Below are 13,146 nucleotides of genomic sequence, written 5' to 3' on the forward strand. Positions count from 1 at the left end.
ATTAAGCCCCTCCACCTGGTTTTTCCGGAGTAATTGATGTAACTGTAGCTGTAAGTACCGCTATTGACTCTTGACGAAGGATATCTCCACCATAAACCATAAGACCACGAATACCATCTGCAAAGGAATTTTGCAGACGTTGTGCCTCTGTTTCAGTTAACTGTGTCCCGTATCCAATGGCAGACTTATGAAGACCTAAAATTTTATACTTACCACCAGTACCGTGAATTTCTTCTGATACAACGATTTGTGATCCATTAATAATCTGTCCTTCAACAATACCATTTTCTAAAACAACAGGTTGCTTAGTAAAGCGATCATCTTTAGATAATAAACCTAAAACCTGAGAATTGATGATTGTGAATCGTTCAGTTTTAGGAACCTTTTTAATATTTAAAATCGTATTTAAGTCTACAATGTAATCATATGCATTTTTAGGTGATAACTCAATTGGACTAGAGTCACTCCCAATTGTATGAGTTTTATGAGCGCCTTTATAAAGCCCTAATACGAATGTATCAACGGTTTCCTGAAGTACCGCTCCTGCCTCTTGTGTATGTGGGTCGATTAAATCTCCAGCAGCCTGAACTGCATCTACATCATCAACTTTGAAAGCAAAATACTTTTGTTGATCCATATTAATTTCTACTTTAGAAGGGTTAGTATCATCCCATTCGATTGTACCATTATAATCTTTTACATTTACTGCACCTACACGATTAAAGATAATCTTATTACCCTCGATTTTCGTTGGCGTTGTTGTAATTAAATCCGCAATAGAACGCTTGTGGAAGTTCGCCATCAAGCGCGCTTCCCAAATTGTTGGAATAAAAGTTGATACTGACATATATTAATTCCTCCTTAATGTTTTTCCATAACAAAAGAGATTACTAAAATAGCAATCTCTTTTGTTCGTTTTATATTTTTTGACTGTACCATTCAAATCACTTAACTTTCCTAGTGCTACTTACCCCAATTACGCATATCCTTCTGAATTTGTGCCCAGTTCGCATTAATTTCAGCTTGACTCATTGAATTTACCTGTTCTCTCGTAAATCCCCCTCCAGTTCCGCCACTAACATGGATTTCTCGGCCAGCAGCTTTAAACTTTTCAGCCACTTTTACTTCTAATGCAGTAGAGAATAAATCATTAAACTTTGACACCCTAACTTTTGTATCTTCTACATCTGAACCAATAACAAAATCTACAAATTTAAGATCCAATCCAAACGCTGATAAACCATCTGATGCAACACTCTGCATTTCTTTCTGATGAAGTACTCTTTCTCGCTCTTCTAGTTGTTCCTGAAGTTGCTTCATCTCATATTCAGCTTTCTCTTGGGCAGTCATAGACGCGGTTTTATAGTTCTCTAATTCCTTCTTTGTTGCATTCAGTTCTTTCGAATATTTAGAGCGCACTCTATCTTCCGCTGATTGTACCATCTTCTCAATAAATGTTTTTGTTGCATCATCTAATTTCGGTTCTTTTTGTTCACCAACTGGCGGTTCTTTTTGCTCTTCAACTAGTGAATCTTTTATATCATCCGCAGGTGATGTTTGTTCATTCTGTAGTGTCTCATCTGCAGGTATTGCAGGATCAGAAAAGAATTGCAGATTTGATAACCGAAACGGTAACTTTGTTAGTTCTCTTTCTTTTAAAAACTGTACTTCCGCTTGCTTTTGTAATTGTTTCATTATTATTCCTCCTCTGAGTTCCTATAATTGCGCCCTATTAAGTTCGTAATCTATAAGCCCTCAAGTGTTTTTTATTATTCAAGAGAGTCTTTCCATTCTTCATAACTAACTGCGGTAATAACCTCATTCTTACCTGTAGTTGGGTTTCTGGCCCTTCTCTCAACAAATGGGCTAGCATCCGCTACCTCAGTAATGAAAGTACAGCGGCATCGTACAACTTCTTTAGCAGGTAAATTACTATCATGTGGGTATTCGCAACTATAACCACCGACTTTAAATAATCCTTTAAACGGTACTTTTTGATGATCTGCTGCTTGGTGAGTAGGACGCGTACGTTTATCTAATGTAGAAATCCAAATCTTCTTCATTGATACACCTTTATCAAAAGCGTGAGAAGCACTGTCATAAGTACCTAAGTTTTGCACCCTAGCACTTTCTGTCCAAGCGACCATTTGGGCTTTCTTCGCATCACCATCAAGTATCGGCTTAATCCGATTTGCCATTGTTGCATATCCTTCGCCTTTTCTAAGACCGATAGATAACTCTCTGCGTATTCGGTTAACTATCTGTACTCGATGTGTACTTAACCTTTGATTAAGTGTCATTTTATCGATTGGCATTTGTACCGCTCGTTTAATGACGTTCGGGTCAAGAAGACCATACGAAAGAGCCACGCCGACTTCTTTCTCGATGAGATAACTCGTATAATAAAAAGACTCTCCATACTGATTGGAGAGCGTTTCATTGAGAGTTTTCTTTTTCTCATATGTAATTTCATTAATTACTTGTTGCAGTTCACTTTGCATGCTCTTATATCGATTGAATCGGCGCATTTCCTGCATACTCAACTGCTCATTTACGGCATATTTGGCATAATAAAAAGCCAGTATTCCTCTGACTTCTCCTAAAGCATCTTTATACAGGTAGAGAATTGCCTTTTCCAGTTTGTCCTCTATCTTTTGGAGGTGTTTCTGCTTCTTGTCCCATTCCATTAGGCTCACCTACCTTGTCGAGATTCATGGAATCAGCCTCTTCTTCCTGCATCTTCTGTATCTCCGCTTTCGGATCAGAAACAACAGATAACATAGATAATCGTGTTTCTTCGCTTACTAAACCTTGGAGTTTAGACTGCACATCAGCTTCATCAGCTAAGTTAGCTGGAAGGTTTCGCGTGAATTGGAACGTCATACAAAGGTAGTCTAGCCCTCCTTTATTTGAGCGTAAGTTCCAAGCGTCAAACAATAACTTAAATTGTTGTCGCAATGACTTAGTAAACTTCATTTCTAATGTTCCTGATTTAGTTTCTAAAGCTAATAACTTGTAACGAATAGCAACACCAGTAAGGTTACCACCAAATGATTCATCAGAAAGGTTCACATGCTTTGTGAAACGGCATATATTCTTTTCTAATCTGTCGAGATGGTGTTCAAGTATGTTGTCATTAAGGTCCTTAGTTAAAAAAGAAGCCTCACCATTCTCACCTACATCAAGAGCTCCTGTTTGTTTTAGCTTCTCGATAGTATCATCATCTATATCAACGCCTTTAAAGATCATATAAGCCAGACGAAACTGTTCAATTTCACTGTTTACATCGGAAAACGAACGGTCGTAACCTTCAATAAGTGATATAGCTTTATCTACATCTCCTTGTAATTCTTCATTGTTAGGAAACCCAATAAGTGGCACACCTTTAAATAAGTTAGGAATACGCTCAGTCTCTGTTAACTTATCTAAATCTTCACCAGTGTACTCAATAATGTTTGTTTCATTGTAAAACTCTACTTTGTAACCATCCTTGAAATCATCACCATCAATTACTTTGATTGGATAGCAGCGTATAGCGTATTTAGGTTCTGCAATGCTTGAATTCGTAAGAAATATAGCTTCATAAGGTTTGATATTCATAACCTTTTCGATGCCTTCTTTATCGTGATACAGTAGTCTCGCTCCGTATCCACAAATAGAAGCGAACTTCCCTGTTTCTGCGTCAGCATCCTCAGTATGATTCGCTTTTAAAAAGTCCTGAATACGTTTCAATACCTCATCATCTTCATGATCTAAGCTGTATGAGATAGGCAACCCAAACATATACCCTATCTTTGTATCAATAATTTCAGAGAAGAAGTCATTGTTTAGCTTATTGTTAACCTTGTCTTTATTACCATCACCTTTAAACTCGCGAGTAAAGATAGGCACTCCCTTTTCACTTGCTTTGTATCGCTCGTACCTGTTAATCATACGTTGTTTTAATGGTTCAAACTCATCAATAATTTTTTTTAGTAACTTTGAGGTAGGCTCGCCATTCTGTTCATCCAGCAACGGAATATAGTGTTCAAACATCGTCTCACCTCCTTAATAAATTGATTTAACAGCTCTTGCTTTTCTATTTTCACTTTTCTCTGTATAAATAGCATATCGTACAGCATCTAATACATCGTCCCATTCCTTCACTGGTTCACCTGTTTTCTCATTCCAAACATACATGAATACTTCTTTCTTAAATCGCTCCACACGCTCAGATACAGCCTTGAAGCTTTCTGTTTTGATGTACTTTGCAACCATTTCTATACCAGATAAGACAGATTTATCAGCGTTTCTTGCTCGTAATCCCTCTCGTTTGAATCGTTTTATATGTTCAGGCCTTGCACTGTCACAATAAAAAAAGATGTTACCATAGCGTGATTTTACGTCTTTAGCGACACCTACCCAGAAATCTATTTCTTCATGTTGTTTTGCATGTTCTTCTAAAAGGTATAGATTCTCTTCATCATCTTCACCAATAACAACAATGGAGCCAAAATGCTCGTAACCCCAATCGACACCAGCGAAGTATTTCGTGAATTTAATATCTTTTAGATCAGTTTCTTCTATATAATGTACATCCTTATTAAAGTCTTTATATACAACTCCATCAGCACTGCACCATAATCCCTTTATGTTACGGTCATAAAACATTCCTTCAGGAGTAGAAGCTTTAATACGCTCTCTGTATCTTTCGTTTAAGAATGTATTATCATCTAATTCGTATTGAAATGCTTTGATTGTTACGTTGTCGTCTTTATCAATGTAATCTATTTTCAACCAATGTTCCGGATGGTCTGGGTTTGTATCGACTAATATACGAGCACCTTCACCACTGCAGCGTGATTTAATTTCATCGAATACATCTTTATTAGCAAGAGAGCCTTCATTCACATAAGCGCCATAAGCAGTCATACCGCGAATAGTATCTAAATGACTTATCTTAGAATGACCAGTACAACAAACAAGCACTCCAAATAGTTTAAAACGATTATATTTATCCATTTGAAAATCCAGGCCATACTTATTTGTGAGTTCAATCAATACGTTCTTTGCTAATGTACCTAATGAAGCGCCAGCCAATATATACTGTGGTAAATCTACACCTTCATTATCAGCAATTCTTCTTACTCGTCTTAACTCAGCAAGGAACAAATCATTGTTTAAGATTGTTTTACCAGTACGTTTAGCTCCATGCTGTATTAACATGAAGTAGTCATTGTTATAAACGTAATTCAATACTTGTTGTTGCTTTTTGTTATATAGCTCGTTCATGCTCATTTCTTAAACGCACCTTCTAACTTATCCAAGTATTGACCGATTTTGTCTTCCGCTGGATTTTCGTCTTTTAATTCATTTCTAATCTTGTCTATTTGAGCATTCATCAGGCTCAATTTAGCACGTCTTTCATCATCAATATTAGCTAACTTATCAAAGTCTCGAATAAGCGAAGACAAAGTGCTCATTGCTCTGGATTGAGCGTTTAGGAATGTGGCATGTTTGTCCCAAGCGAATTGGATTTCCCATTCTTCTTCAAATCCACCCTCTGTAACTTTATTCTTGCGTAGTTCCTTCGTCGTATCTTCTTGGTATCTAACAAACATCAAGCGTTGTGCTCTAATAATAGCTGTGTATTGAATCGTTATGTTTTCCCATAACATATCAATTGGATGCTTCTCCATGATTTCAGCAGCTAAATCCGCCACATCTTCTGGAAAGTGTTTGCGGAAAAATCCATGCGTCATAGCGTTATGATTCCCTTTTGGAGCGCCATGACCCACAGCATTCTTATTACCCCATTTAGGGTTCTTGTTACCCGAATTACCCACCGCATTCTTATTGCCAAAGGGTGCACCTGTTTTCTTGGTTTGGGCGCACCCTTTTTCATCTTTTTGGTGCACCCTCTTTCGATTCCAACCATGCCTTTTTCTCCAGGACTTAATTGTATTAACACTGACCTCATATTTTTCAGCCAGTTCCTTGTACTTCATACCTTGCATGTAATCTTCTTGAGCTAACTCGTGTTTTTGTTTCACTTCATATCACCCACCACCTTCTATATAATAGGAAGTAACTTGTCTAGCTACTCCTTATGTTGAACATTAAATTACTTATTGTTTGAATTTATTTATTGTTATATAATATTTTATGTCTTTACTTATATGCGATTAAGATATATCGGAATTAGAAAAAGGGATCTTTCGGGATTCCTTTTTTCTATAAGTATTGAAATTCTCTAAAACTCGATGTATTATATTTTTGTATTTTCTCAGTTCCTAAGCCGAGAAAACATCATCACTTCGAAAGGACCCGAACTCCAGCGGGTTCTTTTTATTTACTTGAACTCATTTTCGAATTATTGTATTATATTTTCGGGTCTTGCTCCATAAATCATTATCAGGAGAATCTGCAGGTTTGCAGGTTCTTTTTTTATTCCTCTTCTTGTAAATCCGTTTATATAAATGTAGAATTATAAATAAGTTCTAACATTTTGAATCGAGGTGAAAATCATGAGAAGTTTTAGTGCATTATTGATCTCTACTATCTGTTCAACAATCCTTTTAATTTGGAATTCCCTTTCTTTCTATACTGGATTCACAACAGGACATACATACTACTGGATTAACGGTATCATAGCCTTGGTTTTCCTTCTATTCTTTATCTTAAACATGCGAGATATCATCAAGAAAAACTACAGAACTTCTGAATCGAATTAAGGGGCCTATGGTTCCTTTTTCTTTATAAAATAAAAAAGCAGCTGTTAGGCTACTTAAAGTTCTTCTTATCACCAAATAAAATGATATATATATTCTCCCGTTATACTTTCATCAACTCCTGCAACCCTAGCAAATCTCACCATGTCCGCCCCCTGAATGAAATACATTGTTAGCATGACTGGCACCCGCGACCACATAACACGATAAAGCTCATTCACTCTTTGCCTAGTCGTAACAATTAAATCATTTGCAGGTCCATTAATCCATGCAGTTGTACTAACTGAAGTAAACGGAAGATTTATCCCATTAACAACTATTCTTGCCATACTTTTCGTTATATCCACATCGATCCCCTCATTCCAAGAATCAAATCTGTTTCCCATATTTACATAAGTATTCTTAGTTATAAGAAATGTTTAAAGTGAATTCTTTATAAAATAAAAAAGCAGCGGATTCGCTACTTTAACTGATTACTTATATTTCAAAATTCCTGCCGTAGCTGTTCATATTCCTCCATCATAATTCCTCCTCTTTTAATTCTTTCGCTTTAGCATAAATAGTAGAACGCGGAACTCCCGTCATTTTTGAAATATCATTTACACTCAAACCATTCTCTTTCCTATTAAAGAATAAGTTCATAGCCTGCTTCACCTGTTTTTCATCCTGCCCCTTACGCCCCATATGTTTGCCCATTGCTTTAGCTCTTTCTCTTCCTTCAGCTGTTCTTTCGTTAATTAAATCCCTTTCAAACTCAGCAATAGCCCCTAACATAGTAAACATCAATTTACCTGCTGGTGTAGAGAAATCAATTTGTTCTTTAAGAAATACCACCGCTATTCCTCGATCAGCTAATTGATTTACAATCTTATGCAAATCAAATATCGATCTAGCTAAACGATCTATTTTACAAACAACAAATTTATCCCCTTCTCTCATATACTCTAATGCCTTTTGCAATTCTTCCCGATCACTATTAGCTCCACTGTACTTTTCAGAATATATCTTTTCACATCCATATTCTGTTAACCTTTCAATTTGTGCATCTAAGTTTTGATCTTTTGTACTCACCCTTGCATAACCAACGATAGCCATCCAAATCACCTCAAAATAGTCTAAAAGTCTTAAGAATTATATACTTTTATTTTAGACTATCTTTTAGACATTAACAACTATCTGTTTACAAAGTTTTTACCCTATATATTTCAACTGTACAAAAGGGTCAACTTTTAGACAGTTAAGTAGGACATTTATTTTCGTTCGTTGTGTTCGCTTGTTTTGTAAAATGTTAAATCCAATTGAAACTGCGTCCTTCGGGTTAATAAGTACTAATTAAAAACATAATAAAAAAGAGTGCGTTTTTTCATCGCACTCTTTCAAAAGGCTTTACCAATCTCGATGCTCACCATGTCCATGTTCATGCTCACGATCGCGGTCATGATTACGTCTACGACGACACTCATCACAATCGCAATCACGTCTACAATGACAGTCGTTAAAATCGTTTCTTCTTCGTCTACGTCCGCAACCGCAAAATACTAAATCATCCCAAAATCTATTACAATCTCGGGAATGTCCAAAATTATTATCCCATCCCATAGATATGATTCCCTCCTCTAAAATAGAATTCATCATATTCTATGATTAAAAGATAGAAATAGTTTGTTTACTAGTCTATGTTTCAAACTAATAATATTTCAATTTGCAAATCTATCTCACGTCTTATCTTTCCTTAACAACAAACAAGACGCCACCCAGATCACGGCAGCGCCTACGATAATTGCTATAAACTTAATCAAATTTATTTATCCTCACATTATTTATTTCTTTGTTTCCATACCCCATTCTCTTTACGGTAAGTATTCTTTCCATCCATGAAGTCAGCTGTATTACCTGGAATGCTATATTTCTTATTCTTTTTCTTAGCCTTCTTCTTCAATCTCTTCTCTTCTTGAACAGCTTGTAAATCCGCCTTCCATTGTTTCAATAAATCCTTTTCACGTCGCATCGAATTTGTACCCCTTGGATTAAAATATAAACCAAATAATTACATTCTACCTATTTGCATAGAATCCTTTAATCCAAATGTCCATTTTGTTCAATAAAAAGAGAGCACCTGCGCCAGTAGATGCTCTTAACGTGATAAGGGTTTCCAATGAGTATTGAAATAAGATAGATACAAGCGAGTGAGCCTGTCCTACACTTCAATATATGCTTGTCCTTACCAAAAGGTGCAAATGAAAGAGAGTACTTCCCCAGTAAGTGCTCTCTTCTTAAAAATATGGGTAACATGTTTGAAACCTTTCAGTTTCATTATATGATCTCTCCCTAACTATACCTAAGACATCTATTAAAGTTGTTTAATGTGTAATTTCTATATAACAAAGAAAAAAGTACCCGTTATGGATGCTTGATTAGCCTAAAAAGACAGTTGTTGCAGTTTTTATAGCGAGTGCCTTCATTATTTCAAATGGGATATTCCCACCTTTTTCTGCAATAGTTTGTTTTAATTTTTTCCATACTGTATCATTTTTTATTGCATCTAAGAACTCATGTCCATCCCATGTTAATGTACTATGAATCCACATAGGAGCGTTATCAGCATAGAATATTTTATTCTCTGTAAAACCAGCTTGTTCTAATAAATTCAAGTGATAAACTGCTACCTTTCTATCAATTTCAGACGGAATATTCAATTCCTTGCTATTATCATCTTGTTCCTCAATAAGTACCAATAGTTTTCTAACTAACTCCATATCTCTTTTCATTTGTAATTCCCCTTTTAAGTTTAATTCTCCATATTTATACATTGTAGCACTATTTTCCAATAGAGAAAAAATAAAAAGCCATCACCGAAGTGACAGCTTCCAAGGGGATGGGAGAAAAGAGAGAAAACAAATGGCAAGGTTTCTCTTAGATCAAGGCTGAGTGCTCTCAACCTTCTCCAAGCCACCGCATCATGTAATTTTTTAGCCCTTATTAGCTACACGCCTTACGTTCGGTGGCTAAGAGAAGACTAAGAATCTTCTCGTTTATACTCCGTAGAGCTGGTCAATATATCGGGGGGCGCGGCCCTTAGCTGACCAATATCGAATTATAAAGGATTTATATCCAAGACGTATATGTTTCTTCCGACGCCTTGTTTGAACCAATACACTAGAGGGACGGAAGGGGAATGTTTCCGCTGTATTGGCTCAAACAAAGAGTGGAACTCTTTGCCCTCGTTTTGGTCATTAATAAGAATCTTGAGTAATTACTAATGTACGAGATACATATACTTTTTAGCTTTTTAGAATGCAAGTGTCACTCAATCATGAGCAACCACCCCCATTTCACTTTCAAGAACCGACATATTAGAGGGAAATAGACTTATATTTATTATCAACCCAGAGGACGCATTCCGAGCTGATTGATAAATACAATAGAAACAGCATGACGAATGCGAGTTATCTCACACCCGTCACACTGGAATATGTCTTCATTTGTTTTAATTGGTCTTTTCGTCATAACACGGGTTCTTACCGCCTTGCCCGCCCTACTATGCGGTATACGTTACCGTGACATTCTCGCATAAGAACGTTTCACTTATAGGTGTACTAATCCTCTTCGATATGCGGTTGTCAAAGGGCTTGTACATTAAGAATACCGTTGATTTCATTATCAAAATTCCCCCTATTTAGTCCCCATTTTTGTCGGTATTTTGTCGAAGTTTTTAAAAACATAAACATTCCAATTTATTATATTTTTTCTTTTTTTGATAATATATGTATCCAGTTCAGGTAATAATATCATATAATTAAACTATTATAATTTTATAAAAGCAAGGATGGTTAGACATGACGGTACAACAAGAAAAAGTAACAAAGCGCGTGGTTTGTAGGAAATGCAAATCAGATCAAATAGTCGGTAATAAGCGTGGTTATAATTTCAAAAGGGCGTTTTTTATTCTGTTTCTTCTGTTAGGTACACTTATAACTATTGGAATAGTTTCTAATTTTTTATATGTTATAGTTCCTGAAAATTCTATGGATGGAGTTGTTGGACTTTCTGCAATTGTTGGTCTTCTTATTGTACTTCTAGGACCACCGATAATTTTATTCAGTGGATTTGTTGGTAGAAAAAATATTGTTAATGGTTGCATGAATTGCGGACATACATGGATGCCTAAAAAATAAAACATAAAAAGCCAAATGGATAGTTAATTAAAAACTGTTAATTTGGCTTTTTTTATTATTAAATCATCCCTAAAGATGTAGCGATCAATCGAATTGCATTTTTCTTCTTATAATAGAAGTGATCTTTCTTCATCGATAATTCAGTGTAAATAAAGCTGTCTTTCGGCTTATCTGCATTTAAGTATTTCTTCTTGATGATTTCTGCCTCGTCATAGTCTAAAACGTACCCTAAAGCCTTATCGATCTGCTTGAACTTGATATTGCTAATATATCTCGTGTCTCTAATCTCCGGGAACAAACTGATTCCTTCGTGTTTTAACTCCACTTCATTCTCAAAACGCGTTTTCAATGCGCGGTATTCCTTTAGTATTTTCACTACTTCTTTCTGAACCTGTTTTTCTGTCTCTCTATCAATAGCTGGTAATAAAGTTAATTGTCTCTCCATGAAGGAATCCCCCTATTTCTGAATTTGTCTTTTTAACATCACATCAGGTACGTGAAATTTTACTATCTCTTTGTTAAATAAGAGAAACATGCATAACGAGTAGCTTCCACTATACACTCTGCATGGTTCCTTTATCCACTAGGCCTTTAATAATCTATGTTTCTTGTTGGCCATTTTCTCTTTTGTTGCTTCAATGTTATTTGCTACTTTCTTATGGTCCAGATCAAATTGAATCATTCCATCAAATATAGCTGGTGCTACTGCTTCATCAACATATTGTAAATAATCCACCGGCGCTCGTTCCGTCTGCTCTACTAAGTATCCATAAATATCAAAGTCTGCTCTTGGTATAGACTTCTTGCCTTTTGGTTGATGAGACATCCTTACATAAGATTGAATGACCGATAGTGGCACTGCGAATACTGACTTATCCTTACTGAATTCTATAAGGAAGAAGCATATCGCTCCCATCTTCTCCGCTTTCTCCAGGTAATCCAATTGATGCTGTGCAATGTTCTTTAAATCAAAACGTGTATCTTTCTCTGTAGACTTCGCTTCAAATGCGATAGCTCGTCCTTTATACACACCATCATAGTCTACTGTGCTTTTAGCTTCATAGAATCCATTTAGTACACGGCCATTCTTACTCTTCAACACCTTTACAGGAGTCGGACGTTTGTTGATAAGTGCCACTCCCCCTCTTTGATACATTTCATTCGCTAGATTGATAAGCATTTCAAATGCCATTCCACGGTTACCTTGTCCCATTGTTATTCCTCACTTTCTATTAAAAAGATTATTTTGTTGAATTTTTTACTACCAATCACCAAAAATATCTTATAATCGTTATATGCAAACTTATTTTTAGGAGTAGATAGAATGCCAGTTACACTCGAACTTATTCTTTTCATTCTTATAGCAATTAGTGCTGTTGGCTATTTGATAAAAGAATCTCAAAAAACTAAGAAAAGAACCCTTGGAATTTCACTAGAACTTTTAATTCTTTTCTGGTCAACGTGGAGAATATCAACTATCATAATCAAAATTTTAGAATATAATTTCTCGTGAATAAAATTAAATATTCCGTCAATAATGTATATGACATCAGATTTTCTCCTTGTTCCCCCTTGGAGAACCGAGCAGTTAGCTTTTGCTAGCTGCTTTTAATTTGTAAGAAGCACTCAATTAACTGGAATCACATATAATATTCTGATTTCCTTTCTCTATAAAATAGTCGTTATAAAATGAGACTCGTCACGAGAGCACTTTACTAAGTGCTCTTTTTATATTCCAACCTAATACAAAATGAAGTTTTTATATAAAGTTTTCTCAATATCTACAACATGGAAATAAATTACCTTTTATGGCAACATATTGGTAATCCCATAAAGTTCTATTGTTCCATTAAAAAGGACCCCTACCCCTTTTCCGGGTCCTTTTTCAACGTTTTCTACTAAAATAGCGTTTTTTATTCAAATTGATGCCCTGCTTATTTGGGCACATTTACCAGTGTTTTTACCAAAAAATTCATGATATTGTTAATTAGTCGAGTACGTCATTACTTGACGATTACCCTTAGGGGCTCCCCAGACAAATGGGGCTCCTTTTATTCAAATAACTATTTTGTTTAAATTTCATTAACCTTATTGATTCCTTTACATACAGTATTATCACAATAAATTCAATAAGTGCTCCGGTCTAGTTACCTTGAATTTCTTGCAAATCTTGTGGGAAGAATCCGTTTATAACAAACGGGTTCTTTTATTTATTCATCATAAAATAACTATTTTGTTCACTTTTTTGATACATTTACGAA

16 protein-coding genes are annotated in these 13,146 nt (G+C 35.6%); 3 read left to right on the forward strand and 13 right to left on the reverse strand.

Translation table 11 applies throughout. The features are described from left to right. Nucleotide 1: 1 nt before the first annotated feature. From HMPREF2590_RS00095 to terS, 6 genes are all read right to left on the reverse strand, one after another. On the reverse strand, nt 2-847 hold the full coding sequence (locus HMPREF2590_RS00095) for a phage major capsid protein (protein WP_000116908.1): 846 nt from the start codon (nt 845-847) through the stop codon (nt 2-4). A 116-nt stretch (nt 848-963) separates the two neighbouring features. Then, nucleotides 964-1,695, reverse strand: coding sequence for a DUF4355 domain-containing protein (locus tag HMPREF2590_RS00100; protein WP_070861238.1), 732 nt, complete (start codon nt 1,693-1,695; stop codon nt 964-966). A gap of 74 nt (nt 1,696-1,769) precedes the next feature. Beyond that, nucleotides 1,770-2,537 carry a phage head morphogenesis protein gene (locus tag HMPREF2590_RS00105; protein WP_070861249.1) on the reverse strand — a complete coding sequence of 256 codons (768 nt, stop codon included), beginning with the start codon at nt 2,535-2,537 and terminating at the stop codon, nt 1,770-1,772. Nucleotides 2,538-2,610: 73 nt separating this feature from the next. Further along, nucleotides 2,611-4,035: a phage portal protein gene (locus HMPREF2590_RS00110; RefSeq protein WP_070861239.1), complete on the reverse strand. Its 1,425-nt coding sequence runs from the start codon at nt 4,033-4,035 to the stop codon at nt 2,611-2,613. A 12-nt stretch (nt 4,036-4,047) separates the two neighbouring features. Then, on the reverse strand, nt 4,048-5,277 hold the full coding sequence (locus tag HMPREF2590_RS00115; RefSeq protein WP_141763520.1) for a PBSX family phage terminase large subunit: 1,230 nt from the start codon (nt 5,275-5,277) through the stop codon (nt 4,048-4,050). Next, nucleotides 5,274-6,032, reverse strand: coding sequence for a phage terminase small subunit (terS, locus tag HMPREF2590_RS00120; protein WP_070861240.1), 759 nt, complete (start codon nt 6,030-6,032; stop codon nt 5,274-5,276). The genes HMPREF2590_RS00115 and terS overlap by 4 nt, the downstream gene beginning before the upstream one ends. Nucleotides 6,033-6,506: 474 nt before the next feature. Here terS and HMPREF2590_RS30595 point away from each other — a divergent pair, with 474 nt between their 5' ends. Next, nucleotides 6,507-6,713 carry a hypothetical protein gene (locus tag HMPREF2590_RS30595; protein WP_083325410.1) on the forward strand — a complete coding sequence of 69 codons (207 nt, stop codon included), beginning with the start codon at nt 6,507-6,509 and terminating at the stop codon, nt 6,711-6,713. 68 nt (nt 6,714-6,781) lie between these two features. Here HMPREF2590_RS30595 and HMPREF2590_RS00125 read toward each other — a convergent pair whose 3' ends face one another. The 5 genes from HMPREF2590_RS00125 to HMPREF2590_RS00140 all read right to left on the reverse strand — a co-directional run bounded on the left by HMPREF2590_RS00125 (nt 6,782) and on the right by HMPREF2590_RS00140 (nt 9,478). Continuing rightward, nucleotides 6,782-7,096 (reverse strand): hypothetical protein, encoded by a 315-nt coding sequence (locus HMPREF2590_RS00125; RefSeq protein WP_070861242.1) that lies wholly within the window; start codon nt 7,094-7,096, stop codon nt 6,782-6,784. A 133-nt stretch (nt 7,097-7,229) separates the two neighbouring features. Further along, nucleotides 7,230-7,805, reverse strand: coding sequence for a recombinase family protein (locus HMPREF2590_RS00130; protein WP_001018890.1), 576 nt, complete (start codon nt 7,803-7,805; stop codon nt 7,230-7,232). Nucleotides 7,806-8,096: 291 nt separating this feature from the next. Beyond that, nucleotides 8,097-8,309 carry a hypothetical protein gene (locus tag HMPREF2590_RS28340; protein WP_080451094.1) on the reverse strand — a complete coding sequence of 71 codons (213 nt, stop codon included), beginning with the start codon at nt 8,307-8,309 and terminating at the stop codon, nt 8,097-8,099. A gap of 217 nt (nt 8,310-8,526) precedes the next feature. After that, nucleotides 8,527-8,718 carry a hypothetical protein gene (locus tag HMPREF2590_RS00135; RefSeq protein ID WP_001250601.1) on the reverse strand — a complete coding sequence of 64 codons (192 nt, stop codon included), beginning with the start codon at nt 8,716-8,718 and terminating at the stop codon, nt 8,527-8,529. A 406-nt stretch (nt 8,719-9,124) separates the two neighbouring features. Next, nucleotides 9,125-9,478, reverse strand: a complete 354-nt coding sequence (locus HMPREF2590_RS00140; protein ID WP_050822307.1) for a DUF2513 domain-containing protein — start codon at nt 9,476-9,478, stop codon at nt 9,125-9,127. Between the two features lie 1,068 nt (nt 9,479-10,546). On the opposite strand from HMPREF2590_RS00140, the gene HMPREF2590_RS00145 reads away from it, so the two are divergent. Then, nucleotides 10,547-10,885 (forward strand): hypothetical protein, encoded by a 339-nt coding sequence (locus tag HMPREF2590_RS00145; protein WP_000218072.1) that lies wholly within the window; start codon nt 10,547-10,549, stop codon nt 10,883-10,885. 58 nt (nt 10,886-10,943) lie between these two features. Here HMPREF2590_RS00145 and HMPREF2590_RS00150 read toward each other — a convergent pair whose 3' ends face one another. Together HMPREF2590_RS00150 and HMPREF2590_RS00155 are read right to left on the reverse strand one after the other, a co-directional pair. Beyond that, nucleotides 10,944-11,330: an ArpU family phage packaging/lysis transcriptional regulator gene (locus tag HMPREF2590_RS00150; protein ID WP_070861243.1), complete on the reverse strand. Its 387-nt coding sequence runs from the start codon at nt 11,328-11,330 to the stop codon at nt 10,944-10,946. 138 nt (nt 11,331-11,468) lie between these two features. Beyond that, complete coding sequence (locus tag HMPREF2590_RS00155) at nt 11,469-12,098, reverse strand: Holliday junction resolvase RecU (protein ID WP_070861244.1); 630 nt, start codon at nt 12,096-12,098, stop codon at nt 11,469-11,471. A 111-nt stretch (nt 12,099-12,209) separates the two neighbouring features. On the opposite strand from HMPREF2590_RS00155, the gene HMPREF2590_RS00160 reads away from it, so the two are divergent. After that, on the forward strand, nt 12,210-12,398 hold the full coding sequence (locus HMPREF2590_RS00160) for a hypothetical protein (RefSeq protein WP_001145515.1): 189 nt from the start codon (nt 12,210-12,212) through the stop codon (nt 12,396-12,398). Nucleotides 12,399-13,146: the final 748 nt, after the last annotated feature.

It is taken from the genome of Bacillus sp. HMSC036E02, from assembly GCF_001836235.1.
GTDB classification, from domain to species: Bacteria; Bacillota; Bacilli; order Bacillales; family Bacillaceae_G; genus Bacillus_A; species Bacillus_A cereus.

Bases quoted from the DNA above. Each gene is read 5' to 3' on its own strand.
- HMPREF2590_RS00095 (WP_000116908.1), bottom strand. From the start codon at position 847: ATGTCAGTATCAACTTTTATTCCAACAATTTGGGAAGCGCGCTTGATG.
- HMPREF2590_RS00100 (WP_070861238.1), bottom strand. From the start codon at position 1,695: ATGAAACAATTACAAAAGCAAGCGGAAGTACAGTTTTTAAAAGAAAGA.
- HMPREF2590_RS00105 (WP_070861249.1), bottom strand. From the start codon at position 2,537: ATGCAGGAAATGCGCCGATTCAATCGATATAAGAGCATGCAAAGTGAA.
- HMPREF2590_RS00110 (WP_070861239.1), bottom strand. From the start codon at position 4,035: ATGTTTGAACACTATATTCCGTTGCTGGATGAACAGAATGGCGAGCCT.
- HMPREF2590_RS00115 (WP_141763520.1), bottom strand. From the start codon at position 5,277: ATGAGCATGAACGAGCTATATAACAAAAAGCAACAACAAGTATTGAAT.
- HMPREF2590_RS30595 (WP_083325410.1), top strand. From the start codon at position 6,507: ATGAGAAGTTTTAGTGCATTATTGATCTCTACTATCTGTTCAACAATC.
- HMPREF2590_RS00125 (WP_070861242.1), bottom strand. From the start codon at position 7,096: ATGGGAAACAGATTTGATTCTTGGAATGAGGGGATCGATGTGGATATA.
- HMPREF2590_RS00130 (WP_001018890.1), bottom strand. From the start codon at position 7,805: ATGGCTATCGTTGGTTATGCAAGGGTGAGTACAAAAGATCAAAACTTA.
- HMPREF2590_RS28340 (WP_080451094.1), bottom strand. From the start codon at position 8,309: ATGGGATGGGATAATAATTTTGGACATTCCCGAGATTGTAATAGATTT.
- HMPREF2590_RS00135 (WP_001250601.1), bottom strand. From the start codon at position 8,718: ATGCGACGTGAAAAGGATTTATTGAAACAATGGAAGGCGGATTTACAA.
- HMPREF2590_RS00140 (WP_050822307.1), bottom strand. From the start codon at position 9,478: ATGAAAAGAGATATGGAGTTAGTTAGAAAACTATTGGTACTTATTGAG.
- HMPREF2590_RS00145 (WP_000218072.1), top strand. From the start codon at position 10,547: ATGACGGTACAACAAGAAAAAGTAACAAAGCGCGTGGTTTGTAGGAAA.
- HMPREF2590_RS00150 (WP_070861243.1), bottom strand. From the start codon at position 11,330: ATGGAGAGACAATTAACTTTATTACCAGCTATTGATAGAGAGACAGAA.
- HMPREF2590_RS00155 (WP_070861244.1), bottom strand. From the start codon at position 12,098: ATGGGACAAGGTAACCGTGGAATGGCATTTGAAATGCTTATCAATCTA.
- HMPREF2590_RS00160 (WP_001145515.1), top strand. From the start codon at position 12,210: ATGCCAGTTACACTCGAACTTATTCTTTTCATTCTTATAGCAATTAGT.